This window comes from Streptomyces sp. NPDC004284 (assembly GCF_042874035.1).
Classification (GTDB): domain Bacteria; phylum Actinomycetota; class Actinomycetes; order Streptomycetales; family Streptomycetaceae; genus Streptomyces.
The window spans coordinates 170,927-186,942 of the sequence record NZ_JBIAMJ010000018.1 but is presented as its reverse complement, the minus strand read 5'-3'; the positions used below and the strand labels follow the sequence as shown (position 1 = coordinate 186,942).

Here is a 16,016-nt window from a genome sequence, read left to right as displayed (position 1 = left end):
GGAGCGGACCTGCGTACGGGCTGCCTGCTGCACCTGGAGGAAGCGACGGCAGAGGGCGTCGACGCCCGTGACGACCTCGATGAGATCGCTGATGCTGCTCCCGGTCATCGCCGCCCGGTGTTACTCGGCGAAGGTCACCAGGGCGTGCTCGGCCATCCGCAGCCCGTCCCGGCGCTGGCTGATGAGAGCGCCGAGTGCCATGGCCGGCGGCGCGGCGGTGAACTGCTCGCCCGCCGACCTGGTCACGAGTCCCCACTCGACCAGGCGGGACAAGGCCTTGTCGACGTGGGCGTGCGGCAGGTCGAGCTGGTCGGACAGCAGCTTCGCGATGGAGTTCGGGCGTCCGAGCAGCGCCCGGTAGACGCGCTCGTCATCCGGTTCGAGGCCCAGAACGTCCAACATCGGCGATCGGCTCTCCTCCGCTTGCCGCAGCGGGGAGAGTATGCGCCATGGTGGCAGACCCTGAATAGTCCCTGATGGGAGCAGGTGCGAGGGGAAGGGCCCCGGGCAGTCGCCTCCCCGGGGCCCGACAGTGCCGTTCATCGCAGGCCGTACGCCCGGATGATCTCGTTCTTGACGCCGAAGCCACTGTCCGTCTCGGCACTCGCGCGGACCGAGATGAAGCCGCCGGGCTTCCTGGCCGTCCTGAACGAACCCGCCCAGTAGCCGTCGGCGCCCTTGGTCACGGGCACCTTCTGCCAGGTGGCGCCGTCGTCGTACGAGACGTCCAGCTTCACCGTGGTGACGGTGCCCGGCACGGTGCCCCGGCCCGTCGACACCGGCTTGAGCGCGATCTGCTGGGTCGCGTTGGCCTTGACGTCGCCGTGCAGGTCCGACTCCAGCTTGTAGTCCAGGTTCAGCACCGGGAACGGCTCGAAGAAGTCCGAATCGACGGTGTCGGACATGAACGTCCACTCGGTGTGGGTGCGCGTCGACAGCCGGAAGACGTCAGCGGGCCGCTCCGCGTCCAGGACGGCGCGGTGGGGCAGGTTGCCCGCCGGCACCTCGATCCACTGCATGTCCGTGCTGTTCGGGTTGTCGTGTATCAGTGTGTCGCCCTGGAAGACCTGCAGGTGGGTCGGCGTCTCCCCCCACGGCAGGTAGCCGCCCAGCCGCATCTTGTCGCTGGAGGAGGCCCATGCCCGGACGTTCCAGGTCATGTAGTTCTGCCAGCGGGAGTTGCACACGCCGAACGACTCGCTCTGGCCGGGCCTGGTCACCGGAGCGAACCAGTCCAGTCGGGTGGTGCTGCCCTTGGTGTACGTGTTGTCGCCCGACACCATCACCCACGGCAGGCCGCCGTCGACGCCCTGCGCGTGGAACTCCCTCCAGACCTGGCCCGGAGTCACCCATTCGGTGCGCGTGCCCGGGTGCCACTCGCGTTCGGGGAAGTGGAAGGACGGGCTGAGGGTGAAGTCGGACCGGTAGCCCTCCGCCGGGTGGCCGACGGGGGCCGAGTAGTAGCGGGCGTCGATCCGGGCGAGGTCGTCCTTGGCCGGCTTGTAGACCAGGGCACGGTCCGGAACCTGGCCGGGGTACTCCCGGGTGAGGTCGTAGACGAACGGCGTGTACTCGGTCTGCTTCACGGTCAGCTTGTAGATGCCGGCCTTGGCCGTCGAGACGAGGGCCTTGCCCGCGTCGCGGTGCACGGTGGCGACCGGGATGGCCGACTCGCCGACGTATTCCATCAGCGGACCGACACCGTCGTTGACCACGATCAGCGCCTTCGCACCGGCTGCGACCGCGGCATCGGTGCGCTCCTGGGGCGAGACCTCGTCGCTGCGCTCGATGACGACGGCCTTGCCCTTGGCCTTGACCTGGTCGTATGCGCCCGTCGCACCGTTGCCCGCGTAGACGGTGTCCAGCGTGTCCGTGGCGGTGCCCCGTGCGCTGCCCGCCTGCAGCAGTGCCTCGAACCGGAGTCGACCGCCCATCATGCTCAGGCTGAGCCGCGGCTCGCCCTTGCGCCAACGGGTGGTCAGCAGGGACTCGCTCTGCTCCATCGACTCCGTCGGCGCGACGTAGACGTCGTCGTACGTCGGCGGCAGCACGTAGGCGCTGCGGTAGTCCGTGTACGGGTCGAGACCCTTGTACTGGACGTTGAAGTCGACCTTGCGCTGGCGGTCCTCGGTGCGCTGCGGCGCCTCGGTCTGCAGCAGGCGTGCCTTGCTCGCGTCGAGGACCACGTCCTCGGCACTGTCCTTGAGCACGGTCTCCGGGTCGACCAGCACGGCCAGACCCGAGCGGTCCGCCTTCTCGCCGGCCACGTCGAGGTACCCCGCGACGGTGTACAGGCCAGGTGCCATGCGCATGGTGGTGGAGCCGTCGACGTAGAGCGACCACGGCCAGAAGTCTCCGGCCAGGTTGACCGTGACCCAGCCGGCGGCGGGCCTGCCGTCCCGGCCGACCAGCTTGATGTTCAGGTCGTGGCGCTCCTCCTCCTTGAGCAGCGCCACAGAGGTACGGGCCACCGGCTGTCCGGTGGTCGCGTCGGTGGCGACCGCGTAGCCGACGTTCCGTCCGGCGGGGGCGCTCTGCGGGTCGCCGGTCACCGGGACGGCTGCGGTGCTGCCCGCCGGGACGGTGACCGTAGTGGCTCCCAGCGTGAACGGGCCGCCGTCGTCGGTCAGCGCCAGGTTCAGCGTGACGTCGGCGGAGCCGGTGTTGGTGAAGGTCAGGTCCTTGGTGACGGCGACGTCGCTCGGCTCGTGCGGCCATGTGTAGTTGCCGAAGAAGAGCGATCCGGTGCCGCGGACCGTGGTGCGCACGGCGGCGGCCACGTCGAGACGACCGGGGCCGACCTCGTACGGCGAGTACCCGCCGTCCAGGCCCCTGGCGGTGCTCATCAGGTGTTCCTTGAGCTGCGCGCCGGTCCAGTCGGGGTGCTGCTGGGCCAGGATCGCCGCCGCACCGACCACATGCGGGGTGGCCATCGAGGTGCCGCTGAGGGTGCGGTGGAGGCCCTCGCCACCGCCGGTCATCTCCTGCGAGCGGGCCGCGGTGATGTCCACGCCGGGCGCCGCGATGTCCGGCTTCATGCCGCCGGAGTAGGCCAGCGGGCCAGTACTGGAGAAGGACGCGAGCCGGTCCTGCTCGTCCGTGGCGGCCACGGTCAGCGCCGAGGCGGCCGCGCCCGGGGCAGAGATGCTGTCAGGGCCGGAGTTGCCGGCGGCTATGACGAACAGCGTGCCGTACTGGGCGGACAGCGCGTCGACCGTCTACGACATCGGGTCGCTGCCGTCCGTCGGGTAAGAGTCGCCGAGGCTCATGTTGACGACGTCCGCGCCTGATTCGGCGGCCCACTGCATGCCGGCCATGACCCAGGAGTCCTGACCGTAGCCCTCGGCGCCGCCGAGCACCTTACCGACGAACAGGTCGGCGCCGGGCGCGACGCCCTTGATCTCGCCCCCTGAGGCGGCGCCCGAACCGACGATCGTGCCGGCGACATGCGAGCCGTGCCCGTTGACGTCCGTGACGGCCTCACCCGGCACGAAGCTCGCCGTGCCGTCGATCAGTCCGGCGAAATCGGGGTGGTTGACGTCGATGCCGGTGTCGAGCACCGCGACCTTGACGCCCTTCCCGGTGTAGCCCGCCGCCCACGCCTCGGGCGCGCCGATCAGCGGCACGCTCTCCTTCAGACTGGCCCTCACGCGCCCGTCGAGCCACAGCTTCGCCACACCCGCGCCCACACCGCGTGCCGCCCTGCGGCGCGACGGTGTTCCAGAAGGTGTGGGCCTGCCGCTTCTCGGTGCTGAGCGCGGCACCGCCGATGCCCTGGGGCCTACGGGTCAGCTTGCTTCCCCTTGGGGCCGCCGGCTCGACGGCCGCGCGGGACTTCGGCTGGGTGTACGTCGCGACCAGCGGTACCGCCGCCGACTTCGCGTCGTCGTAGCCCATCTCGATCAGGTCGGTGACGTTGAACAGCCGTCGGTCCAGCTTGTCCGTGCCCAGCAGCGGCGCCGCCTCGTCCGGGATGGCGTAGAGGTCACCCTTGATCTCCTGGAGTTTCACGCCGCCGACGGCGCTGTCGGGCCGGTCGACGTCGGCGATCTGCTTGCCGTCGGTCGTCGTGGTGACCGTGACGACGTCGCCGGTGACGAGCGTGACCTTGTGGGTCGCCGAGGGCTTGGCGGGGACGGTGGGCTTGCTCGGAGTGGCTTGTGCGGGCGCTTGCAGGACCGCAAGCCCCGACGCCAGCAGCGGCACCGTGGTGGCGACCGAGCTCAGCCGCCAGCGCCTGCGCCGGAAGGCGGAAGCATGAGAGGGGGAGGACATGGCACGGGTCTATCCACCCGTGGCTGCCGTCGTGAAGGCCTCATGACGGCAAGTCCTCGCCATGGCAGATGCTTGTCAGCCGCGAACCCCGCCCTTCCGGACGTAAGGCTCCGTAGGGGCGCGGGGCGCCCTCCCGCCGCGCTGGAGGGCTGCAACACGGGCATTCCGGTTCGGCCGACATGCGCCGGCGGCCGACGGGGGTCAGATTGGAGGTGTCTGGTCCACCGGACGGAGACACCTCCAGCGGGCACACGACATGGAGGAACTGTCGTGGAACACGGAACAGCGACCGGCGGGCTGCCGCGACTGTTGCTCGTCGTCGGCGTCTCCGGCTCGGGCAAGTCGACGGTGGGACGTCTCCTCGCCGCACGGCTGGGGTGGGAGTACCGGGACGCGGACGAGTTCCACTCCGAGGCCGATCGCGCCAAGATGGCCGCCGGCCACGCCCTCACGGACAGCGATCGGGGGCCGTGGCTCGAAGCGATCGGGGAGTGGATGGACGGGGCGATCGCGGCCCGTCGGCAGGCCGTCGTGACCTGCTCCGCGCTCAAGCGTGCCTACCGGGACACGCTGCTGGAAGGGCGCCCCGAGGTTCTTCTGGTGTACTTGCACGGCTCGCACGAGCTGCTGGGGGCCCGGCTGGCCGGGCGGCACGGTCACTTCTTCCCGGCGGACCTGTTGGACACCCAGCTCGCGGTTCTCCAGGAGCCGGAGCCCGACGAGCACCCGTTGGTGGTGGAGATCGACCAGCCTCCGGAGGCCGTCGTCACAGCGGTGCTCTCGCTGATGCGCCCGGAATCCGCTTCCGGTGGGTGGTCGTCCGGATCGGACACGGAGCGGACCGTCCACTCCGTTGCGCACGACGGTCCTTCCGCGTCCCCCGGCAGCCCCACGGGCGAGTCGTGGCGGTTGGTCCGCGGGGAGCAGAGTGCGGTGGTGCTCCAGCTGGGCGGTGCCCTGCGCGACTACGCCGTGAAAGGCCGACCACTGCTCGACGGGCCCTCCGCCGGGTCCGCCATCACGGGCGGGAGGGGGCAACTGCTCATCCCCTGGCCGAACCGCGTGGGCGACGGACGCTACAGTTTCGACGGCAGGAGTCTCCAACTCCCCGTGACCGAAGTCGAGAAGAACAACGCGATCCACGGGCTGCTCCGCTGGACCCTGTGGAAGCTGCTCGCCCGCACCGACGACGCGGTGATGCTCGGCACGACGCTCTGCCCCCAGCCCGGATACCCGTTCCTCCTCGATATCGGTGTCGAGTACCGGCTGGGCCCGGGCGGGCTCGGCGTCACCGTCCACGCCACCAACACCGGTCAGCAGCCCGCACCTTACGGAGTGGGGCAGCATCCCTATCTGACGGTCGGCACCGACCTCGTCGACACCGCCCTGCTGACCGTTCCCGCCGAGTACCTGTTGCGGACCGACGACCGGGGCCTGCCCATCGGCCGGGAGCCCGTACACGGCACCCCGTACGACCTCCGCGTCGCCCGCCCCATCGGCGATCTGCGACTGGACACCGCCTTCACCGGACTCGACCGCGTCTCTGACGGGCGGGCGATCGTGCGACTGGCGCATCCCTCCGGAGAGCGGGGGGTGGATCTCTGGCTCGGCGAGGGAACCCGCTATGTCCAGGTGTACACGGGAGACACCCTGGCCGACCCCGAACGCCGGCGCCGCGGAGTCGCCGTGGAGGCGATGTCCTGTCCACCCGACGCCTTTCGCAGTGGCACGGACCTCACCGTCCTGGAGCCGGGCGCGACACACGTGCTCCGGTGGGGTCTGAGCCCGTGGGGGTACGCGTGACACCGCCCGTGGCAGCCGAGGTGACCACCCGGGCTTTCCGGGAACTCCACGAGCACCTTCGGAGCCGGGCGGCAGCACAGCCGACAGCGGACGGCCGGTGCGGCGCACTCAGCCATCTGACGCCTGAGCGGGTGGCAGCGGCCGCTGCGGAGGTCCGCCTCGGACGCACGGTGTCACTGGCCGCTCCGATCGAGACCGTGCCGGGCCCCGACGACCCCGAGCCCGCGGTGCACCGGATGACCGGACCTGCTCCGGACGACCTCGGCGCGGAGGGGCTGCACTTCGCCACCGACCGCTTCGCCATGAACGTGCACGGGGACGCGGACAGCCATCTCGACGCCCTCTGTCACGTCGTGTTCGACGGGGAGCTCTACGGCGGAGTGCCGGCGAGCGCGGTGATGGCCGAGGGCGGTGCCCGTACGCTCTCCGTGGACCTGCTGGGAAACGGCATCGTCGGGCGGGGGGTACTGCTGGACGTCCCGCGGCTGCGTGGCGTGCCCTGGCTGGAACCGGGCGACCATGTGACCTCGGTCGACCTGAGGGCCGCCGAGGCCTCGCAGGGAGTCCGCGTCGCACCGGGAGACCTGCTCTTCGTCAGGACGGGACACCGTCTTCGGCGCACCGAACTCGGGCCGTGGAACGCGGCCACGGCGCGGGCCGGCCTTCATCCGACCGCCGTGGAGTTCCTGGCCGAGCGCGAGGTCTCGGTCCTGGGCGGAGACGGCAACAACGACACCGCGCCCAGCGCGGTGCAGGGCATCTCCTTTCCCGTGCATGTCCTGGTCATCCATGCCCTGGGCATCCCCCTGATGGACTACCTGCAGTTCGAGGACCTGGGCCGCGTCTGCGCGCGGGCGGGGCGATGGAGCTTCCTGTGTACGGTCGCCCCACTGCGGCTTCCCGGAGCCACCGGCTCGCCGGTGAACCCCATCGCGGTGCTGTGACCGACGGGGCCGGTCGGTCTCCGCCCCACCGGTCGCCGACCGAAGGGAGGATGGATACGTTCGAACGGGTGGGACGCGCGGTCCCGCACAGCGGGCGGACAGAACCCGACGCCAGTTCAGGGCCATGATCACAAGGACGGTGGTCGCCGTGGGCAACGCCCCTCATTACGACGTCATCATCATCGGTACCGGCGCCGGCGGTGGCACCCTCGCCCATCGGCTCGCCCCGTCCGGCAAACGCGTGCTCCTCGTCGAACGCGGCGACTACCTGCCGCGCGAGCGGGACAACTGGGACTCGACGGCCGTGTTCGTCAAGGGCAAGTACCGGGCGCCGGAGTTCTGGCTGGACAAGGACGGCAGCGAGTTCCCGCCCGAGGTCAACTACTACGTCGGCGGAAACACCAAGTTCTACGGCGCCGCCCTCTTCCGGCTGCGGCCCGAGGACTTCGGCGAGCTCCGTCATCACGGCGGCCTCTCCCCCGCCTGGCCGATCCGGTACGAGGATCTGGAGCCGTACTACACGCAGGCCGAGCACCTCTACCTCGTGCACGGACGGCACGGCGAGGATCCGACCGAGGGCGCGGCGAGCGCCCAGTACGCCCATCCGCCCGTGGAGCACGAGCCGCGCATCCAGCAGTTGAGCGACGACCTCGAGAAGCGTGGTCTGCACCCCTTCCATCTGCCGATCGGTGTCAATCTCAGCCAGGAGAACGGGGGGCGGGCCACCCACTCCAGTGTCTGCATCCGGTGCAACCGGGTGGACGGCTTTCCGTGTCTGGTACGCGGCAAGTCGGACGCCGAGGTCATCTGCGTGGAGCCGGCCCTGCGGCATCCCGACGTCGAGATGGTCACGGACACACAAGTGGTCCGCCTGGAGACCGATGCGAGCGGACGCACTGTCAGCGCGGTCGTCGGCCGGCTGCCCGACGGCTCGGAGGTCCGGTTCACGGCGGACGTGGTCGTCGTCTCCTGCGGGGCGGTCAACTCCGCCGCGCTGCTCCTGGCCTCGGCGAACGAGCACCATCCGAACGGTCTCGCGAACAGCTCAGACGTGGTCGGCCGCTTCTACATGCGGCACAACAACCTGGCCCTGATGGCGGTGTCGAAGGAGCCCAACGACACCCAGTTCCAGAAGACCCTGGCCCTGCACGACTGGTACCTGGGGGCGGACGACTGGGACTACCCGCTCGGCGGCATCCAGATGCTGGGCAAGTCGGACGCCGAGCAGATCCACGGCGAGGCCCCGCGGTGGGCCGGTGCGGTCACACCGGACATGCCGTTCGAGGTGCTGGCGCACCACGCCGTCGACTTCTGGCTGTGCGGCGAGGACCTGCCACTGGCCGACAACCGGGTCACCCTCGACGGTGACGCCCGCATCCACCTCGCCCTCGACGAGAAGAACAACCTCGAAGGCCTGAAGCGGCTGCGGCACAAGCTGCAGGGCATGCTCGGCCACCTGGGCATGCACGAGCACCACCTGCTGTCCCACAGCATCTATCTGCACAAGGGCATGCCGATCGGTGCGACGGCGCACCAGGCGGGCACCGTACGCTTCGGCACCGACCCCGCCGCCTCCGCGCTGGACGTCAACTGCAAGGCCCACGACCTCGACAACCTCTACGTCGTCGACACGAGCTTCTTCCCCAGCATCGGTGCGGTCAACCCGTCATTGACAGCCATCGCCAATGCCCTCCGGGTCGGAGACCACCTCTTGGCTCGGCTGGGCTGAGACCAGGAGCCGTTGGGCCGATCGGACCAAGATGATCGGTCCTACGGCCCAACCGGGATTCTCCCCGCGTGCCGCCCGCCGATGCCGGTGATTGCGTGACCTCCATGCCCGCCGGGCAGCAGCCGGGCAGGGCGCAGTCGCGCAGCGAGGAGGCAGGGCAGCATGGGTTCCACCGTGGAGACACCGCAGGGTGTGGTCCCCGCACGTCTGCTGCAGGGCCAGAAGGCACTGGTCACCGGAGCCAATTCGGGCATCGGGAAGGCCACGGCCATCGGTCTGGGCCGAGCCGGCGCCGACGTGGTCGTGAACTACGTGGCCGACCGTGGCGCGGCCGAGGCGGTGGTCAAGGAGATCGCCTCGTTCGGGGTGCGCGCGGCGGCCTACGAGGCCGATGTGTCCCAGGAGGGCCAGGTCACGGCCATGATGGACCGGATGGTCGAGGAATTCGGAACCATCGACGTCCTGGTCGCCAACGCGGGCCTGCAGCGGGACGCCCGGCTCGCCGACATGACGCTCGCCCAGTGGCAGAAGGTCATCGACGTCAATCTCACCGGTCAGTTCCTGTGCGCCCGTGAGGCGGCCAAGGAATTCCGGCGCCGCGGCGTGGTCCCCTCGGTGTCGCGCGCCGCCGGGAAGATCATCTGCATGAGTTCGGTGCACCAGATCATCCCGTGGTCGGGCCACGTCAACTACGCCTCCTCCAAAGGCGGCGTGCAGATGATGATGCAGACCCTGGCCCAGGAGCTCGCGCCGGAGAAGATCCGGGTGAACGCGGTCGCCCCGGGGGCGATCAAGACGCCGATCAACCGCGCCGCCTGGGAGACGGCCGAGGCCCGGGAGGACCTCCTGAGGCTGATCCCGTACGACCGGATCGGCGACCCCGAGGACATCGCCAACGCCGTGGTCGCCCTCTCTTCCGACCTCATGGACTACGTGGTGGGGACCACGCTGTACGTCGACGGCGGGATGACCCTCTTCCCGGGCTTCGCCACCGGCGGCTGAATCCCGTTCCCCGACGTCACGAACCCGAAGGCGCGTATGCCCACCTCGTTCCACCTGCTGGCGGATGCCCCGGCCCAACTGCTGCCGGCCCGGGAACTCATGGCCTTCACTCTGGCGTCCCACATCATCCTGGTACCCCTGGGCGTGGCCTTCCCCTTCATCACCCTGGTCATGCACTACCGCGGGCTGCGCCGCAAGGACGCCACGGCCCTGCTCCTGGCACGGCGCTGGTCGGCCGTCATGGCGGTGCAGTTCGCGGTCGGCATCGTCACCGGCACCGTGCTCTCCTTCGAGTTCGGCCTGCTCTGGCCCGGCCTGATGGGCAGGTGGGGTGATGTCTTCGGCGTCGGATTCGGCGTCGAGGCATGGGCGTTCTTCCTGGAGGCGGTGCTCATCGCCATCTACCTGTACGGGTGGCGGCGGCTGAAGCCCCGTACGCACTTCCTGCTGGGGCTGCCCTTGCCGTGCGCCGCGCTGCTCGGGGCTTTCGGCATCCTGGCCGCCAACTCCTGGATGAACACGCCGCAGGGCTTCTCCCTCGACTCCGGGGGCAACCCGGTCGACGTGAACGTCTGGAAGGCGATCTTCACGCCGATGTTCGGGCCGCAGTACTGGCACTTCGTCGTGGGGATGATCCTCACCGCGGGCTTCGTGGTGGCCGGTGTCTACGCCGTGGGCTGGCTGCGCGGCCGCCGGGACCACTATCACCGGCTCGGTTTCGCCGTTCCGTTCACGATCGCCGCGGTGGCCACGCCGGTGCAGTTCGTCCTGGGCGACTCCATCGCCCGGTCGGTGTTCCACAAGCAGCCGGTGAAGTTCGCCGCGATGGAGATCGTCTGGAAGACCGACACCCGTGTGCCGGAGTACCTCTTCGGGCGCCTGCAGGAGGACGGGAGCATCAAGGGCGGCATCAGGATCCCGCTGCTCGACTCGTTCCTGGCCGGATTCAGCGCGGACACCGAGGTGGTGGGCCTGACCTCCGTCCCGGCGGACCAGCGGCCGACGGCCACTCAGGCGACCATCGCCCACTGGGCCTTCGACATCATGGTCCTGATCGGGTCCGCCCTGGTGCTGCTCGCCCTCTGGTACGGCCTGGTCTGGCTGCGGCACCGCCGACTTCCCGCCTCGAAGTGGTTCTACGGCCCGGCTGCCTGTGCGGGCGTCGCCTCCGTCGTGGCCGTCGAGTCGGGTTGGATCGCCACCGAGGTGGGCCGTCAGCCCTGGATCGTCTACCAGAACATGCGGGTCGCGGAGGCGGTGACCTCGACCCGCTCCACCAGCCTCTGGATCACACTCGGTGTGGTGATGGTCGTGTACGTGTTCCTGTTCGGCTCGTTCCTCGTCATCCTGCTCAAGATGCGCACGCGCTGGCGGCTCGCCGACGAGCAGCAGGCCGCGGGAGGTACGGCCCAGGTGCCGGAGGCGGACACCCCCTACGGGCCGCGGGCCCCCGTCCCCGCGGGTGACGCCCCTTCCGACGGCGGAGCCTCCCGGGCCGGGGACGGCCGCCCATGACCGCCGACCTCATCGCCGTGGTGCTGCTCCTCGCCGTGGCCGCGTACGCCTGCGCGGGCGGCACGGACTACGGGGCCGGGTTCTGGGATCTGACGGCGGGGGGAACGGAACGCGGCCGACGGCCCCGATGGCTCATCGACCACGCCATGGCTCCCGTGTGGGAGGTCAACAACGTCTGGCTGATCTTCGTTCTCGTCATCATGTGGACCGGCTTCCCCATCCTGTTCCAGACCGTGTTCTCCGCGATGTGGCTCCCCCTGGCGCTGGCCGCCATGGGCCTGGTGCTGCGCGGCGCCGGCTTCGCGTTCCGCAAGCCGTCCCGGCGGCTCGCGGGCCGGCGGCTGTACGGTGCCGTGTTCGCCGTGGCCTCGGTCGTCACGCCGTTCTTCCTCGGTGCCGCCGTCGGCGGGGTCGCTTCGGGACGAGCGGCGCCCGGTACCGCGGCCTCGGCGGACGCCTGGTCCAACCCCACCTCCATCATGTTCGGGCTGGTCGCCATCGCGACCACCGCCTTCCTCGGCGCGGTCTTCCTCACGGGCGACGCCCGCCGCTTCGACGCGCCTGACCTGGTCGGCTACTTCAGGTGGCGGGCGCTGAGCACGCTCGGCGCGCTCACCGTCCTGTCGGTGATCACCGGCTTCGTCACCCACGAGGACTCCCCCTACGTCTGGCACGGACTCAGCCACGGCCCGGGGCTGCTCTTCGTCGTCGTGGCCGGGGTGGCGGCGCTCGCGACAGCCTGGCTGCTCCTGCGGACGCCGGGCACGTGGGTGCGCGTCACGGCGGTCGGGGTCGTCGCGGCCGCCGTCCTCGCCTGGGGCATGGCGCAGCGCCCCTACCTCGTTCCCACCTCGCTGACCGTGGCCGACGCCGCCGGCGCACCCGCAACCCTGACGTGGTTGGCGATCGTCACCCTGGTGGCCCTGGTGCTCGTCGTGCCGGCCGTCGTCCTCCTCTACTGGCTGGACACCCACAAAGAACTGGAAGAGCTCACCGACGCCGAGTTGCGAGGAGGAAGCGGCACGGACGGTGAGGGCGCTGCGCCGAGCGGCTGACCGCCCGGTCCCCTTCGCGCCCGGAATCCGAAGAAGGAAGCCGCTGTGTCCGAAGACGAGATCCTTCTCGGACTCGCCCTGACGGTGGTGCTCGCCACCGGCTCGCAGATCCTGGCGAGCAAGCTGCGCCTCCCGGCCCTGATCATCCTGCTGCCGGTCGGGTTCGCCGCCGGTGCGCTCACCGATGTCGTCAATCCGGACAAGCTGCTGGGGCCGGCGTTCTCCGACCTGGTGTCGCTGTCCGTCGCGGTGATCCTCTACGACGCCGGCCTGGGCCTCGACCTGCGCAAGCTCACCGGCCGCACCCGGGGGATCGTGGGGCGGCTGCTGGTGTACGGGGTGCTGCTCACGTCCCTGGTCATCGCTTCGGTGTCACCGGCCATGCTCGACGTGCCGCTGCCCGTGGCCGTGACGCTCGGCGGCATCCTCGGCGCGCTCGCCTTCCACGCCATCGCCTCGACGCACCAGGTCGACATCGGCCGTGGACAGCAGCTGGGCCAGTTCACCCTCAGCCTGGCGGTGGGGCTGGTCGGCGGGATCGCGGGAACCGCGCTGCTGTGGTTCACTCTGCGCGTCCTTCGGCTCGGCGAGACCCTCGGCACGCTGGCACAACTCGCCACCGTGATCGCCGTATCGGTATCGGCGGGCTGCGACATCGTGCGGGACGACACCGGGCTCATCGCCGCGATCGTCGTGGGACTCGCGGCGGCCAACGTCCGAGGGTTCGACATGCCCGCGCGGCGTCCCTGGTGCCAGTGCTCCTTCCCTCGCTCGCCCTCATCGCGATCCTCGTCCTGGTGGTGCGGCCGCTCGTGGCCTTCGTCGCGACGGCGCGCTCGGGTCTGGCCCGAGGGGAGCGGGCCTTCATCGGATGGATGGACCCGCGCGGCATCGTCGCGGCGGCCACGGCATCGACCTTCTCCGCCGGCCTTGTCGACCTGGGGGAGAGCGGGGCCGCGAGGATCCTTCCCGTCACGTTCCTGATGATCGTGGGAACCGTTCTGCTCTACTCCCTGACGGCGGCCCCATGGCCCGACGGTTGGGTGTCGTCAAACCGGCGGGAACTCGCATTCTCCTGGTGGGCGGTGCGCCGTGGGTGATCGACCTGGGAAAGGCCCTGCGATCCGCGGGGGTGGACGTGCTGATGTGGGCGGGGCTCGACGAGGATCGGGAACTGATCACGGAGGCGGGAATCGACCTGGCAAGGGCGGTCTGCTGGCCACGGCGATCAACCCCGGGGCGCGACCGGAGGGAGTGACGGCCGTGTTCCTGGCCACCGGCGACGACGACTTCAACGCGCTCGCCTCGGTGGTGATGGAGGACAACGTCGAGGGTCCCGTCTACCGGGTCGGGCCCCCGCCCGACAGCCGTGGCGTGGTCGCTCCGTACACCGGCAGCGACATCCTCTTCGGCAGTTCCCTCGTCCGTCACGTCCTGGCGGAGCGCCACGGGCGGGGCGCCCGGTTCGTGGTGCAGCCCGCCTCCGCCCCGCTGCCGCCGGAACGCGACACTCTCTTCGTGGTACGGGCCGACCACCGGGTGGACCCGATCACCGAGAGGCAGCAGACCGTACCGCAGGAAGGCGACACCGTCGTCCTCCTCGGTTCTGTCCCGACGGAGGCTGGGCAGGAGGACCTCGTGGCGCGGGTCCCCTGGGACTACCTCCCGCCCCTGGGCGCCCCGTTGAGCTTCGCGTCCAGGGTGATCGCCGCGTCGATGAGGGCCAGGTGCGTGAAAGCCTGGGGGAAGTTGCCCAGCTGTCGCCCCGTCAGGCCGATCTCCTCGGAGTACAGGCCGAGGTGGTTGGCGTACGAGAGCATCTTCTCCAGGACCAGCCTGGCCATGTCGATGCGGCCGGCCCGCGCCAGGGCGTCGACGTACATGAAGGTGCACAGGGAGAAGGTTCCCTCGGAACCGCGCAGTCCGTCGGGTGACGCCTCGGGGTTGTAGCGGTAGACCAGGCTGTCGCTGACGAGCTCACGCTCCATCGCGTCCAGGGTGGACTTCCACGTCGGATCGTCCGGCGTGATGAAACCGACCGTCGGCATGCGCAGCAACGACGAGTCGAGGACGTCGTCGCCGTAGTGCTGCACGAAGGCCTGCTTCCGCGGGTCCCAGCCCCGGCTGAGTACCTGTGCGTAGATCTCGTCGCGCGCGTCCACCCAGCGGCCGCCGGCCGCGGGACGGCCGTCCTCGTAGGCCATCCGCAGGGCGCGGTCGAAGGCCACCCAGGACATCACGCGGCCGTAGGTGAAGTCCTTCCGGCCGCCGCGGGTCTCCCACAGCCCTTCTCCGGGCTGGTCCCAGTGGTCGACCAGCCAGTCGAGCAGGGTGTGCAGCGCCTTCCAGCCCCCGTTGTCCAGATGCATGCCGTGGCGGTGCGCGAAGTAGATGCTGTCGAGCGCCTCACCGTAGATGTCCAGTTGCAGCTGGGTCGCCGCTCCGTTGCCGATGCGGACGGGGGCGGAGCCGCAGTACCCCTCCCAGTGTTCCAGGGTCTCCTCGACCAGATCGGAGGTGCCGTCGACGCGGTACATGATGTTCAGTGGCCCAGTCCCGTTCCCCTGGCCGGCCTCTTCCTTCACCCGGTCGTGCAGCCAGTTGATGAACGCCGTCGCCTCTTCCCTGAAACCCAGCCCCAGCAACGCGTACACCGAGAACGACGCGTCACGGATCCAGGTGAACCGGTAGTCCCAGTTGCGCTCTCCACCCAGCTGCTCGGGCAGGGCCGTCGTGGGCGCGGCGACCAGGGCGCCGGTCGGCGCGTAGGTCATGAGCTTCAGCGTCACGGCCGAACGTTCCACCGCCTCCCGCCAACGACCCGAGTAGGTGGACTGACCGAGCCACGAGCGCCAGAAGCCGACCGTCTCGTCGAAGAACTGCTCGAACTCCGCCACGCGGACCTGGCGCGGCGGCCCGTCGGGGGACGACTCCATGACCACGCCGCGCTGCTGGCCCGCCTGCAGGGTCAGACTGAATCGGAGGTCGTTGTCACCCGAGAGGATGTTCAGCAGACGTTCGTCCTGCGGCTCAAGGACGCCGTGGACGGCGAGGTCCATGTCCTCCGAGGTGAACAGGGCCCCGTGCTCCGTGATGTGCAGTTCGTGCGGCTTGCGCCCGTAGTCGAAGCGCGGAGCGATCTCCCCTTCGAACGTCATGCTGCCCCGCACACAGCGCAGCATGCGGACCAGACGGTGCCGGTCCGTCGCCGTCGTGCCGGTCACCGGCATGAAGTCGACCACCTCGCCGGCCCCGGCCTCGGTCATGAAACGCGTCACCAGAACCGCCGTGTCCGGGTGGTAGAGCTGTTTGGTGGTGTAGGTGTCCGCGGCCGGCCTGACGGTGAAATGGCCGCCCTTCCGCCGGTCGAGCAGAGCACCGAAGACGCTGGGCGAATCGAAGCGCGGACAGCAGAACCAGTCGATCGTCGCCTCGGTTGTCACGAGGGCCGCGGTCTGCAGGTCACCGATCAGGCCGTGGTTCTCGATCAGGGGATAGTCGTCCATATCGAGCCCCTTTCGGCACCGTCAGACAACGATCGGGCACCGTTACACGGCGCCCGAGGCGGTCCAGGCGCCATTCGGCCAGCTTAGGCCGACGGTGTCGTCCCGTCCTGGCGAGCGAGTCGCACCGGGCGATGACGGGAGCTCTAGCCGCTGCGCCGCTCCGAGAAGGGCTCTACCGTGAGGTGGC

General features: G+C 70.0%; 11 protein-coding genes and 1 pseudogene. 7 read left to right on the top strand and 5 right to left on the bottom strand.

Annotated features, from left to right (window positions below):
* Positions 1–120 precede the first annotated feature (120 nt).
* The 4 genes and pseudogenes from ACFYUS_RS33255 to ACFYUS_RS33240 all read right to left on the bottom strand — a co-directional run bounded on the left by ACFYUS_RS33255 (position 121) and on the right by ACFYUS_RS33240 (position 4,275).
* Positions 121–402 carry a helix-turn-helix domain-containing protein gene (locus tag ACFYUS_RS33255; protein ID WP_388860673.1) on the bottom strand — a complete coding sequence of 94 codons (282 nt, stop codon included), beginning with the start codon at positions 400–402 and terminating at the stop codon, positions 121–123.
* A 137-nt stretch (positions 403–539) separates the two neighbouring features.
* Complete coding sequence (locus tag ACFYUS_RS33250; protein WP_388860700.1) at positions 540–1,934, bottom strand: PA domain-containing protein; 1,395 nt, start codon at positions 1,932–1,934, stop codon at positions 540–542.
* Positions 1,935–2,855: 921 nt separating this feature from the next.
* Positions 2,856–3,560 (bottom strand): annotated as a pseudogene (locus ACFYUS_RS33245) (S8 family serine peptidase); the annotation flags it as partial.
* On the bottom strand, positions 3,481–4,275 hold the full coding sequence (locus ACFYUS_RS33240) for a hypothetical protein (protein ID WP_388860670.1): 795 nt from the start codon (positions 4,273–4,275) through the stop codon (positions 3,481–3,483). The gene ACFYUS_RS33240 and the pseudogene ACFYUS_RS33245, both read right to left, overlap by 80 nt.
* Before the next feature lie 270 nt (positions 4,276–4,545).
* Here ACFYUS_RS33240 and ACFYUS_RS33235 point away from each other — a divergent pair, with 270 nt between their 5' ends.
* The 7 genes from ACFYUS_RS33235 to ACFYUS_RS33205 all read left to right on the top strand — a co-directional run bounded on the left by ACFYUS_RS33235 (position 4,546) and on the right by ACFYUS_RS33205 (position 13,307).
* Positions 4,546–6,078 (top strand): gluconokinase, GntK/IdnK-type, encoded by a 1,533-nt coding sequence (locus tag ACFYUS_RS33235; protein ID WP_388860667.1) that lies wholly within the window; start codon positions 4,546–4,548, stop codon positions 6,076–6,078.
* 20 nt (positions 6,079–6,098) lie between these two features.
* Positions 6,099–7,022, top strand: a complete 924-nt coding sequence (locus ACFYUS_RS33230; protein ID WP_388860697.1) for a cyclase family protein — start codon at positions 6,099–6,101, stop codon at positions 7,020–7,022.
* A gap of 124 nt (positions 7,023–7,146) precedes the next feature.
* Positions 7,147–8,751 (top strand): GMC oxidoreductase, encoded by a 1,605-nt coding sequence (locus tag ACFYUS_RS33225; RefSeq protein ID WP_388860664.1) that lies wholly within the window; start codon positions 7,147–7,149, stop codon positions 8,749–8,751.
* Positions 8,752–8,913: 162 nt separating this feature from the next.
* On the top strand, positions 8,914–9,753 hold the full coding sequence (locus tag ACFYUS_RS33220) for an SDR family oxidoreductase (protein ID WP_388860662.1): 840 nt from the start codon (positions 8,914–8,916) through the stop codon (positions 9,751–9,753).
* Positions 9,754–9,789: 36 nt separating this feature from the next.
* Complete coding sequence (locus ACFYUS_RS33215; protein WP_388860659.1) at positions 9,790–11,268, top strand: cytochrome ubiquinol oxidase subunit I; 1,479 nt, start codon at positions 9,790–9,792, stop codon at positions 11,266–11,268.
* Positions 11,265–12,323 (top strand): cytochrome d ubiquinol oxidase subunit II, encoded by a 1,059-nt coding sequence (locus tag ACFYUS_RS33210; protein WP_388860656.1) that lies wholly within the window; start codon positions 11,265–11,267, stop codon positions 12,321–12,323. The genes ACFYUS_RS33215 and ACFYUS_RS33210 overlap by 4 nt, the downstream gene beginning before the upstream one ends.
* Before the next feature lie 45 nt (positions 12,324–12,368).
* On the top strand, positions 12,369–13,307 hold the full coding sequence (locus ACFYUS_RS33205; RefSeq protein ID WP_388860653.1) for a hypothetical protein: 939 nt from the start codon (positions 12,369–12,371) through the stop codon (positions 13,305–13,307).
* Between the two features lie 674 nt (positions 13,308–13,981).
* On the opposite strand, the gene ACFYUS_RS33200 is transcribed toward ACFYUS_RS33205, so the two are convergent.
* Positions 13,982–15,829, bottom strand: a complete 1,848-nt coding sequence (locus ACFYUS_RS33200) for a glycoside hydrolase family 15 protein (RefSeq protein WP_388860650.1) — start codon at positions 15,827–15,829, stop codon at positions 13,982–13,984.
* Positions 15,830–16,016 lie beyond the last annotated feature (187 nt).